The sequence below is a fragment of the Ramlibacter sp. 2FC genome, assembly GCF_005503345.1.
Classification (GTDB): domain Bacteria; phylum Pseudomonadota; class Gammaproteobacteria; order Burkholderiales; family Burkholderiaceae_C; genus SCMQ01.
The window spans coordinates 1-11,448 of record NZ_SCMM01000084.1; the positions used below are offsets into that span (position 1 = coordinate 1).

The window sequence follows — 11,448 nt, forward strand, 5'->3', positions numbered from 1 at the left end:
AGGCCCGCCCCGACCCCTACGCGGCCGACAAGCTGCTGTTCTCCATCGACGCGGGCAACGCCGAGAAATACAGGGACCGCCTGAGCGAAGGCCAGCTTGCGCTGCTGAAGACGGTCAAGGGCTATCGGATGGACATCTACCCGACGCGGCGCTCCTGCGGCTATCCCGAGGCGCTGTACGAGAACACGCGCAAGAACGCGACCGGTGCCAAGCTCGCGGCCAATGGCCACGACCTGGACAAGGCCGTCACCGGCGGCATCCCCTTCCCGATCCCGGCCAATGGCGCCGAGGCCATGTGGAACCACAAGCTGCGCTGGGTCGGCGAGGGCCGGATCGAGCGCTATTCGACCGTGTTCTCGCAACCCGGGGACGGCAGGTTCGTGCCGCTGGTGCAGGACCAGCTGACCGAGACCGCCAACGGCAACCTGGCCGGCAAGCCCATGCAGGCCGCCGACGGCCTCGAGTACCGGCTGGTCAACGAGGTCGTGACGCCCGCGGCGCGCACCGGCGAGATCATCCTGATCCACTATTCGCTGAACAAGGACAACGACGCCTGGCTGTACTTCCCGGGCCAGCGCCGCGTGCGCCGCGCACCGACCTTCTCCTACGACAACCCGGTGCCCGGCTACGAGAACCTGCTCGCGGTGGACCAGTACCCCATGTTCGGCGGGCGGCTCGACCGCTACGACTGGAAGCTGGTCGGCAAGCAGGAGATGTTCATCCCCTACAACACCTTCCGCTTCAACGACCAGAGCAAGAAGCTGGCCGAGGTCTTCGGACCCGAGTCGCCCAGGCGCGAGCTGATCCGCTACGAGGCGCACCGCGTCTGGAAGATCGAGGCCAGCGTCAAGCAGGGACAGCGCCATCAGTTCCCCAGGCGCGTGATCTACCTCGACGAGGACACCTGGATGATGGTCGCGGCCGACCTGTACGACGCCCAGGGCAAGGTGTGGCGGGTACAGGAGTCCTACCCCTACACCGCCTGGGAGCTGCCGGCCTGCGTGTACCAGGGCTACACGGTCTACGACCTCAACGTCGGCCGCTACATGGCCGACAACATGCCGCAGGAAGGCAAGACCGACTGGCTGGCCGGCCGCGAGGGCCGCATCGACGCCAACAAGTTCAACCCCGACGAGCTGCGTCGGGCCGGATCGCGCTGACGCCCGTCGAAGCAGGACAACATGAAAACCAACACGGGTTCCTCCTTGCGCTTTCACGGCGCGGCGGCGGCGGCCGTCGCGCTGGCACTGGCCGGCGCGCCGGCCCACGCGGTGCGCACGACCACCGAGAACGGCACCGAAATCGACTTCGGCTCGACCATCTCCTACGGCCTGCAATGGCGTACCGAGAAGCCCTCGCGCACGGCGATCGGCAACGACAACGGCGGCCTGGTGCCGACCGGGGCGGCGCTGGGATCCCTGATCAACGGGCCGGGCAACGACGGCGCGGCCAATCCCGACTTCAACCTGCTCAATGGCGACGACGGCAATCTCAACTACCACCGCGGCGACCTCGTCTCGGCGGCGCTCAAGGGCACGCACGAGCTGGGCCTGAAGACGACCGACGGCTGGCGCGCGCTGGCGCGCGCGACCTGGGTCGGCGACGCCCGCGCCGGCCACACGCGGCGCACGCCGCTGTCGGACGACGCCAAGGACATCGCGACGCGCAACCTCACCCTGCTCGACGCCTGGCTCTCCAAGGACCTCAAGTGGCTGGACAACCGCACGGCCACCGTGCGCCTGGGCAACCAGGTGCTGAGCTGGGGCGAGGACATCTTCATCATAGGCGGCATCAACCAGATCAACGCCTTCGACCTGCGCAAGCTGCACACGCCCGGCACGCAGGTCAAGGAGATCCTGCGCCCGGCGCCGATGCTGAGCGTCAACACCGGACTGACCGACAGCCTCAGCGCCGAAGCCTACTACCAGTTCCGCTGGAACGCGTTCCGCTTCGATCCGGTCGGCACCTTCTTCTCCGGGGCCGATGTCGTCGGCGCCGGCCAGCGCGCGGCCTACATCCCGAGCTCGTCGCTGAGCGGGTTCGGCCTGTGCACGCCGCCTACGCCCTGCGGCGACTTCGGCGACCGCATCCAGCCCGGTGTCAACGTGGTCGGCTTCGAAGCCGACCGCAAGCCGCCCAAGGGCCGGCAGTTCGGCCTGGCGGCCCGTTTCAAGCCGCGCGGCGCCGACACCGAATACGCGCTCTACTACCAGCGCTACCACGACAAGCTGCCATTCACGACGCTGTTCACCGATCCGGCCTTTCTGGCGCAGAACGTCGCCGGCATCGGCTACTACAACGAGTACGGCAAGGACAAGAACCTGTTCGGTGCCTCGTTCAACACCAAGGCCGGTCCGGTCGCGGTCGGCGGCGAGCTGTCGTACCGGCCGCGCGATTCGGTCGCGATCGACGGCAGCGTGCCCTTCGCAGGCAAGCACAGCATCTTCGACCCGGCCAACGCCGATGCCAACGGCCGCATCACGGTGCGCGGCTTCACCGAGGAGAAGAAGCTCCAGGCCCACCTGACCGCGCTGTACTTCGTCGAAGTCAACTCGCCCATGGGTGCGCTCATGAAGGCGCTCGGCGCCGCCGAGGCGACGCTGCTGGCCGAGGTGGCGGTGACCCATTACCCGAACCTCAGGGTCGGCGAGGTCCCGTACCTGATCTTCCCCTCGTACAAGTCGCCGACCAAAACCTCGGCCGGCTACGCGCTCGAGCTCGACCTGAGCTACCCGCGGGTGGGTGGCAGTGACTGGAACATGACCCAGGTCACGGTCTTCACGCACGACGCGATGGGCGTCTCGCCCAACACGCTGCCCTTCGTCCAGGGCCGCAAGTCGCTGTACCTCGGGCTGAACTTCGACAACAGCTCGGTCTGGAAAGCCCAGGTCGGCTACGCCAAGTTCTTCGGCGGCGGCCTGAGCAACATCGTGCGCGACCGCGACAACCTCTCGGTCAGCCTGTCCTACAGCTTCTGAAGCCAGCGCTTCCCGGCCTTTCGCAAGGATTTCGATGCTTTCCAAACTGGTACGCGCGATCGAGCGCCTGGTCTTCGGCCACCGTGCCGCGGTCCTGATCGCGCTCGCGGCCATCACCGCGGTGATGGCATTCTTCGGTGCCCGGCTGCAGATGACGGCGGGCTTCGGCAAGCAGCTGCCCCTGGGCCACGAGTACACGGACACCTTCGTCAAGTACAAGGACGTGCTGTTCGGCGCGAACCGCCTGATCGTCGTCGTCCATGCGCGCCAGGGCGACATCTGGCGGCCCGAGACGCTGCGCCGCCTGAACGACGTGACGCAGGCCCTGCTGTACCTGCCGGGCGTGGACCGCCGCACGGTCACCTCGCTGTGGACGCCCAACACGCGCGTGATGCAGGTCACCGAGGAGGGCTACGAGGCGCGCGACGTGATCGGCGGCGACGTGACGCCCGAGAAGCTCGACGCGGGCACGGTGGCCAGGATCCGCGACAACGTCATCCAGGGCGGCTACGTGGGCAGCCTGGTCGCCAGCGATTTCTCGGGCGCGATGGTCACCGCCGACCTGCTCGACGCCGATCCGAGAACGCGCGAAGCCACGGACTACATCGCGCTCGGCCCCAAGATCGAGCGCGAGCTGCGCGCCAGGTTCGAGGACGCCGACATCGAGATCCGCATCATCGGCTTCGCCAAGCAGATCAGCGACATCGCCGAGGGTGCCAAGGGTGTGCTGCTGTTCTTCGCGCTGGCCTTCGTGCTGACCGCGCTCGCGGTGTACTGGTACTGCCGCTCCTGGGCCTTCACCGCGGCCACGCTGCTGTGCTCCCTGGTGTCGCTGGTATGGCAGTTCGGCACGCTGCAGCTGTTCGGCTACGGGCTGGACCCGCTGGCGGTGCTGGTGCCGTTCCTGGTGTTCGCGATCGGCGTGTCGCACGGCGTGCAGCAGATCAACTACATCTCGCGCGAGGTCAGCGCCGGGCGGCCGGTGTCCGACGCGGCGCGCGCGAGCTTCGGCGGCCTGCTGGTGCCGGGCACCATGGCGCTGGTGACGGCCTTCGTTGGCTTCGCGACGCTGCTGCTGATCCCGATCCCTATGATCCGCGAGCTGGCGATCACGGCCTCGCTCGGCGTCGCCTACAAGATCGTCACCAACCTCGTGATGCTGCCGGTGGTGGTGTCCTACGTGCGGCTGGGACCAGGTTACGCAGGGCGCATGCAGGCGATGCGCGAACGGCGCGAAGCGAGCATCGCTGCGCTCGCCCGGGTTGCCGACCCGCAGGTCGCCCGGTGGCTGGTGATCGGCGGCGCGGCGCTGTTCGCGCTGGCGGTGTGGCAGAGCCGCGACCGCCACATCGGCTACGTGCAGCCCGGCGCGCCCGAGCTGCGCGACAGCGCGCGCTACAACCGCGATGCGGTCGGCATTGCCGAGAAGTTCTCGGTCGGGCTGGACGTGCTGACCGTGGTCAGCGAGACCCCGCCCGAGGGCTGCTACGACTGGCGCAAGATGGCCTACCTGGACGAGCTCGCGTGGGAGCTGGCGAACACCCCCGGCGTGATCGGCACGGCGGCGCTGCCGGGGCTGGTCAAGCTCGGCGCGGCGGGCTTCAGCGAGGGCAACCCGAAGTGGGGCGACATGCCGCGCGATGCGCGCGCCATGGCCAGCTTGATCGGCCTGGTCGGCGAGGGCTCGGGGCTGTACGACCCGCGCTGCACGGTGCTGCCGATCAACGCCTACCTGAGCGACCACAAGGCGGAGACGATCAAGCGCGCGGTCGGCGTGGTCAAGGCCTACCGGGCCGGGGAGGCGCTCGACGGCGTCACGGTCCGCCTGGCCAGCGGCAACGCCGGTGTGCAGGCCGCGACCAACGAAGTCCTGGAAGCCACCGAGCTGCCGATGATGCTGTATGTCTACGGCACCATCGTCGTGCTGGTGTTCCTGACCTACCGCGACTGGCGCGCCGTCGTCGCCTGCTGCCTGCCGCTGACGCTGGCCACCTTCGTCGGCTACTGGTTCATGAAGGCGCTGGACATCGGCCTCACCGTGGCGACGCTGCCGGTGATGGTGCTCGCGGTGGGCATAGGCGTCGACTACGCGTTCTACATCTACAACCGTCTGCAGCTGTACCTGGCCGAGGGCATCGCCATCGTGCCGGCGTTCCGCCGCGCCCTGTCCGAGACCGGCATCGCCACCGTGTTCACCGCGCTGACGCTCTCGGTCGGCGTTGCGACCTGGGTCTTCTCGCCCCTGAAGTTCCAGGCCGACATGGGCCTGCTGCTGGCCTTCATGTTCATGCTCAACATGGTGATGGCGATCACCCTGCTGCCCGCACTGGCGGTGTTCATCGATACGCTGATTCCGCGTCGCGGTCCGGTGCACCGGCCGTTCATGGCGCACTGAGCAGGAGATACCAGAGATGTCCCTCCATCGCATCACGCGCCGGCACGCCCTGCTTTGGCCGGCGGCCTGCGCCATCCCCTCGCTCGGGCACGGCCAGGCGGCCCGTGACGGCGCCGCACGCACGCGAGCGCTCGCGGCCAGGAGCGCCTGCCTCGACATCGCGCGGGCCGGCGACCGCCTGGTCGCGGTCGGCGAGCGCGGCCATGTGCTGCTGTCCGATGATCAGGGCCGGCAGTGGCGCCAGGCCCGGTCGGTGCCCACCCGCGCCACGCTCACCGCCGTGCTGGCGCTCGGCGAGCGCCAGCTGTGGGCGGTCGGCCACGGCGGCGTCATCCTCGGGTCCAAGGACGGCGGCGAGAGCTGGCAGCCCGTCTTCGGCCAGGCCGACGGCAAGGACGTGCTGCTGTCCATCCATGTCGGCGCCGACGGCCGCGGGCTCGCGGTGGGCGGCTTCGGCCTTGCGCTCGCCACCGCGGACGGCGGCGCGAGCTGGCAGCGCCGCGAACTGATCGCCGGCGAAGAAGGCGAGCGCCACCTCAACCGCATCTTCACCTCGGGCGCGTCGACCTGGCTGATCGCCGCCGAAGGCGGGCATGTGCTGCGCAGCGACGACCGCGGCGAGCATTGGCAGGCGGTCAAAACGCCGTACGCGGGATCGCTGTGGCATGGCGCGGCCTTGCCCGGCGGCGCGCTGCTCGCCTGCGGCATGCGCGGCAACATCGTGCGCAGCAGCGACGACGGACGCAGCTGGACGCACCAGGCGATTGCCGGCGCCGGCTCGCTGACGGCGATCGCGCAAGGCGGCGCGGCCACCCTCGCGCTGGTCGGCGTCGACGGCACGCTGGTGACGAGCCGGGATGGCGGCGCGACGCTGGCGCTGCGCCAGCTCGCCGACCGCGCCACGCTGACCGGCGCGGTGTTCCTGCCTTCGGGCGCGCTGGCCGTGGCCAGCGCCACCGGCGTGCGCATCGTCAGGCTCGACCCGGCGTGAGCGCGATGGAAGCGCGTTTGCAGAGAAAGTACGGATTGCCGCGGCCAGTGCTTGGGCGTATGGTTCGTATCGAAAACAAGGTGACGAGGACGAACCGATGGCCATGCTGCGCCAGTACCGAACCGAGGATGTCGATGACCAGGCCTATGCCCTGGCGGGCTGGACCCAGCGCTACGATCAGCTGGGCTGTGGGCGCTTCCAGGGCTCGGTCTGGCAGATGGTGATGTCCGACGGCGTGCTGCTGCGCGAGCACACCAACCGTCAGCTGCGCGAGCAGATCAAGCCGCCCGCGGACCACCTGGTCCTGGCCATTCCCCTGGCGGTGGAACCCGGCTCGGTGTTCGCGGGCCAGCCCCTGGAGCGCGAGTCGCTGATGGTGCTGTCGGGCCGGGAGGAGTACGACGTGATGTCGGCCGGCGAGCTCGACCTGATCGGCGTTTCGGTGCACCGCGCCATGCTCGAGGCGCGGCTCGCGCCCGCCAAGATCGAGTGGCTGGAGCGCGCCGAGCGCCAGCGCAGCCTGGAGCTCGTGCCCGAGGTGGCGGCGGCGATCCGCCATATGCTGCTGGCCGTCAACAGCGAAACCACGCGTCGGCTGGACCTGATCCCCGACCGCGAACACGAGGCCGAGCTGCTGTCGTCCACGCTGACCCAGGCCGTGCTGCTGGCCATGTCCGGCAACCGAAGCGAGCATGCCTCGACCATCCCCCGGCGCGCCAGCAACCGCCAGCGCATCGTCAAGCGCGCGATCGATTTCATGCAGGCCAACCTGCACAACGACATCGGCGTGCCCGAGATCTGCGCCGCCGCCTTCGCCAGCCGCCGCACGCTGCAGTACTGCTTCGAGGAATTCCTGTACACCACGCCTCAGGCCTACCTGCGGGCCCTGCGCCTGAACGAGGCGCGGCGCGCGCTCAAGCTGCATGCCGACCAGCCCATCACCGGTGTCGCCTCCATGCTGGGCTTCAGCAGCGCCAGCCATTTCACGCGGCACTACAAGCTGATGTTCGACGAGCTGCCTTCCGAGACGCTGAAGCTCGGCGGCCAGGGGCTGGCCGCCGCGCCGGCGGCGCTGGCCGCAGCCTGAGGCTTGCGCAGCGTTCCGGGCGCTCAGCCCAGCAATTCGTCGAAGCCCTGCATGGGCTCGAAGCGCTTGTTGCGAAAGCACAGCCGCGTGGGGCCGGGCAGGGCGCGCTCGCGCACCGGGTGGCGCGGGTCGCCGGGATAGCAGATCACGCGCATGCCGTCCTCCTCGAAAGGCTGGGGCTCGATCAGCGGCGGCGGGCGCAGGCGCGCGGCCTCGAGCACGCTGGCCACGCTGGCATGGCGTGCCAGGTGGGCCAGGCTCATGATCTGCGGCGCGATCATGTCGATCTGGCCGTCGCGGTACTGCTCGAGCGCGGCGCGCGGCGCCAGCCAGACGCTGTCCGTGGTCTCGTGGTCGTCGTGCTGCGCGGTCTGTCCGGGCGGCAGGGCGGCGACGAAGAAGCGCGTGTCGAAGCGCTTGTTGGTGATCGAGGGCTGGCGCGGCGTGATCCAGCGCGACCAGGGCAGCAGGGCGCGGGTCTGCAGGCGCAGGGCCAGGCCCGCCAGCAGCTCGCCGAAGGACAGGCCCTCGCGCAGCAGGGCCGCGGCGCGCGCGGTGTCGACCGCGTGGCCGGCCGCGCTCTCGGCGAACAGCACGCCGCATTCCTCGAAGGCCTCGCGCAGCGCGGCCACGAACAGGCCCGCCGCCATGCCGGCATCCGTGTCCGGCTCGCCGAGCGCGGCATGCAGGGCCTCTGGCTCCTGGTCCAGCCGCGCCGCCAGCGCCGGCCCGCTGTCGGCGGCGTCGAGCTTGCCGCCGGGAAACACGTAGACGCCGCCCAGCACGTCGGAGGCGCCGTGCCGGCGCAGCAGGAAGGCCTCCAGGCCCTGGGCGCCGTCGCGCAGCAGGACCACCGTGGCGGCCGGTCTGGGCGGCGTGGTCACGACTTCGGTATTGAGTTCCATGGTGTTCTTCCTGTCCGGTGCGGCACAGCCCGCGCGGCGGCCGTCGATTAAAGTGACAGGCTAGCAGAGTTCGCCAACCCGGCCGATCCGCGCCCCGCAGAGGAAACCAAGATGAGCATCGACTTCAAAGGCCGCGTGGCCATCGTGACGGGTGCCGGCGGCGGCCTGGGCCGTCAGCACGCGCTGGCCCTGGCCGCGCGCGGCGCCAAGGTGGTGGTCAACGACCTGGGCGGCAGCGTCAGCGGCACCGGGGGCGACGGCGGCGCGGCGCAGGCCGTGGCGGACCAGATCCGCAAGGCGGGCGGCGAGGCCATCGCCAGCACGGCCTCGGTGACCGACTTCGGTGCCGTGCAGGCCATGGTGCAGCAGGCGGTGGACGCCTGGGGCCGGGTCGACATCCTGGTCAACAACGCCGGCATCCTGCGCGACAAGACCTTCGCCAAGATGGACGTCGAGGACTTCCGCGGCGTGATGGAAGTCCATGTCATGGGCGCCGTGCATTGCACCAAGGCCGTCTGGGCGCTGATGATTGCGCAGAAGTACGGCCGCATCGTGATGACCACCTCGTCCAGTGGCCTGTACGGCAACTTCGGACAGAGCAACTACGGCGCCGCCAAGATGGCCCTGGCGGGCCTGATGCAGACCTTGAGCCTGGAAGGCACCAAGCACGACATCCGCGTCAACTGCCTGGCGCCCACGGCCGCCACGCGCATGACCGAGGGCCTGATGCCCGACGAGGTGCTGCGCGCGCTCAGGCCCGAAGCCGTGGTGCCGGCCATGCTGGTGATGGCCAGCCAGGACGCGCCCAATCGCACCATCCTCTGCGCGGGCGCCGGCAGCTTCGAGGCCGCCCATGTGACGCTGACCCGGGGCCTGCACCTGGGGCTGGCGCCCGACACGCCCGAGCGCCTGGCCGAACGCCTGGCCGAGGTCTGCGACCGCCAGGGCGAAAGCGTGCCGCACAGCGGCTCGGCCCAGGGCGCCCAGGAGGTGGCCCTGGCGATGACGGCGGCCGGCGCAGGCGGCTGACGCGCCGCGCTGCAGGCGCGCCGGCTTTCGGCTATCCTGCGCTTTTTTGCCGGGGAGACCGCCGTGCCGCGCCTGACCGCTGCCGATTTCGACCAGGAACTGCTGATCCTTTTTGATGCCTACGTGCACGGCGACATCGACCGCCGCGGCTTCCTCGAGGGGGCGCGCAAGTTCGCCGTGGGCGGCCTCACGGCGGCCGGCCTGCTGGCCGCGCTGAGCCCCGACTTCGCCGACGCCACCGTGGTGCCGGCCGACGACCGCCGCCTCAAGACCCAGCGCCTCGACTACCCCTCGCCTGCCGGTTACGGCCGGGTCCAGGGCTACCTGTGCCGGCCGGCCAAGGCTAGGGCCAAGCTGCCGGCCGTGCTGGTGGTGCACGAGAACCGCGGCCTGAACCCCCACATCGAGGACATCTGCCGCCGCCTCGCGCTGGAAGGCTACCTCGCCTTCGCGCCCGACGCGCTCACGCCGCTGGGCGGCTACCCGGGCGACGAGGACAAGGCGCGCGGGCTGTTCGCCCAACTCGACCAGGCCAAGACCGCCGAAGACTTCGTTGCCGCCGCCCAGTGGCTGAAGGTGCGTGCCGAGAGCACGGGCGAGGTCGGCGTGGTCGGCTTCTGCTGGGGCGGCGGCATTGCCCACCGGCTGGCCACCCGCCTGCCCGACCTGGAGGCCGCCGTGCCCTTCTACGGCGACCATCCGCCGGCGCAGGACGCGGCCAAGGTCAAGGCGCCGCTGCTGATCCATTTCGCCGGCATGGACGAGCGCATCAACGCCGCCTGGCCGGCCTACGAGGCCGCGCTCAAGGCCGCCCACGTGCGCTACCAGGCCTACCAGTACCCCGGCGTCCAGCACGGCTTCCACAACGACACCACGCCGCGCTACGACGCCGCGGCCGCCAAGCTGGCCTGGGAGCGCACCCTGGCCTTCTTCGCCCTACACCTCAAGGACTGATCTTGATCGAGGGACTGAACCACGCCACCGTGCTGGCCGAAGACCTTGAGCGCACCCTCGCGTTCTATGGCGAGCTGCTGGAACTGCACCCGGGCCCGCGGCCCGAACTCGGCGTGGCCGGGGCCTGGCTCTACGCCGGCGGCCGGCCCGTGCTGCACATCGTCGCGGGCCGGGCGCTGCCGCCCGGGCGCGCCGGCGTGATCGACCATGTGGCCTTCACGGCGCGCGGCCTGGCCGCACTGAAGGCGCGCCTGGAGGCCGCCGCCGTGCCCTTCACGCTCAGGCGCCAGTCCGAAGACGGCCCCTGGCAGCTGTTCTGCCACGACCCTAACGGCGCCCGCATCGAGCTCGACTTCGACGCCGCCGAAACGGCCTGATCCGGCGCGTAGGCACTGCGTTCGTGAGCGTGCGCAGGAACGGCGGCCATCGCGGCGCCACGGGCCGCTTCGACCAGGCAACGACGATCGCGCAGCGGGCCCGGTCTCATGATCTTGCGGAGCCTGCCCATTGGGAGATAGGCCGTTGCGCTCCGGACGTATCGAGGGTGCGCCGTCGCAAACCCGTTCAGCCAAGCGAATGACGGTGGGCCGCTGCGGAAGGCGTTCGATGTTCGCGCCCGGCCAGAAAGCGATGGATGACGTTGCGGTGAAGATCGGATCTTCAATGGGCGAGCCCCTGGTGCTGCCGCTCGCTGTCAAGAAGACCGGCTGTTCGCCTATGCGCGGGAACGGCCATTTCCGGTCGCTCGCCCACCAGGAAAATCGTGTCGCCAACGACCGGTTCCAAGGAACAGCAGACGTAACTCGGTGCCCGAGCGCGGTGACGACTTCTCCGAACCAGTCGGTCATCGCACTGCAATGCCTGCCGGCATCAGGGGCTGACCGTATGTCTGCTGGTCAGGGGACCAAACTGGCGCTGCTGCCCTTTGCCGACACTCAACTCGGCAGTGCGCGATCTTACAGAGCAGATGCTCTGCTTCCGATCCCGACCGAGAACTAGTTTTACTGTGTTATATATTTTGTGCTCGTTGATGCCGAAGACAACAGGGACATCGGGGCAGGTCACGAGCCAGCAGAGCGCCGATACGCAATCGCAAGCTCGTGATGGAG

The 11,448-nt window shown here is 69.6% G+C and carries 10 protein-coding genes; 9 read left to right on the plus strand and 1 reads right to left on the minus strand.

The features are described 5' to 3' along the window. From FFS10_RS21565 to FFS10_RS21585, 5 genes are all read left to right on the plus strand, one after another. On the plus strand, nucleotides 1-1,160 hold a 1,160-nt coding region (locus tag FFS10_RS21565), incomplete at its 5' end, for a DUF1329 domain-containing protein (protein ID WP_137896655.1). 21 nt (nucleotides 1,161-1,181) lie between these two features. Beyond that, nucleotides 1,182-2,978, plus strand: coding sequence for a DUF1302 domain-containing protein (locus FFS10_RS21570; protein WP_137896656.1), 1,797 nt, complete (start codon nucleotides 1,182-1,184; stop codon nucleotides 2,976-2,978). Between the two features lie 34 nt (nucleotides 2,979-3,012). After that, nucleotides 3,013-5,373, plus strand: coding sequence for an efflux RND transporter permease subunit (locus tag FFS10_RS21575; RefSeq protein WP_137896657.1), 2,361 nt, complete (start codon nucleotides 3,013-3,015; stop codon nucleotides 5,371-5,373). Nucleotides 5,374-5,389: 16 nt separating this feature from the next. Further along, nucleotides 5,390-6,364 (plus strand): WD40/YVTN/BNR-like repeat-containing protein, encoded by a 975-nt coding sequence (locus FFS10_RS21580; protein WP_137896658.1) that lies wholly within the window; start codon nucleotides 5,390-5,392, stop codon nucleotides 6,362-6,364. A gap of 97 nt (nucleotides 6,365-6,461) precedes the next feature. Continuing rightward, nucleotides 6,462-7,451 (plus strand): helix-turn-helix domain-containing protein, encoded by a 990-nt coding sequence (locus FFS10_RS21585; protein ID WP_137896659.1) that lies wholly within the window; start codon nucleotides 6,462-6,464, stop codon nucleotides 7,449-7,451. Nucleotides 7,452-7,474: 23 nt separating this feature from the next. Here FFS10_RS21585 and FFS10_RS21590 read toward each other — a convergent pair whose 3' ends face one another. Further along, nucleotides 7,475-8,356, minus strand: a complete 882-nt coding sequence (locus tag FFS10_RS21590) for an NUDIX hydrolase (RefSeq protein WP_137896660.1) — start codon at nucleotides 8,354-8,356, stop codon at nucleotides 7,475-7,477. Nucleotides 8,357-8,467: 111 nt separating this feature from the next. Between FFS10_RS21590 and FFS10_RS21595 the strand changes: the two genes are divergently transcribed. The 4 genes from FFS10_RS21595 to FFS10_RS21610 all read left to right on the plus strand — a co-directional run bounded on the left by FFS10_RS21595 (nucleotide 8,468) and on the right by FFS10_RS21610 (nucleotide 11,338). Further along, a complete protein-coding gene (locus tag FFS10_RS21595; RefSeq protein ID WP_137896661.1) occupies nucleotides 8,468-9,385 on the plus strand; it encodes an SDR family NAD(P)-dependent oxidoreductase in 918 nt (305 codons plus the stop codon). Between the two features lie 63 nt (nucleotides 9,386-9,448). Beyond that, complete coding sequence (locus FFS10_RS21600; RefSeq protein ID WP_137896662.1) at nucleotides 9,449-10,339, plus strand: dienelactone hydrolase family protein; 891 nt, start codon at nucleotides 9,449-9,451, stop codon at nucleotides 10,337-10,339. Nucleotides 10,340-10,341: 2 nt separating this feature from the next. After that, the gene (locus tag FFS10_RS21605) at nucleotides 10,342-10,716 is read left to right on the plus strand and encodes a VOC family protein (RefSeq protein ID WP_212744171.1); all 375 of its coding nucleotides are present in this window, start codon (nucleotides 10,342-10,344) and stop codon (nucleotides 10,714-10,716) included. Nucleotides 10,717-10,945: 229 nt separating this feature from the next. Next, nucleotides 10,946-11,338: a hypothetical protein gene (locus FFS10_RS21610; RefSeq protein ID WP_137896663.1), complete on the plus strand. Its 393-nt coding sequence runs from the start codon at nucleotides 10,946-10,948 to the stop codon at nucleotides 11,336-11,338. Nucleotides 11,339-11,448: the final 110 nt, after the last annotated feature.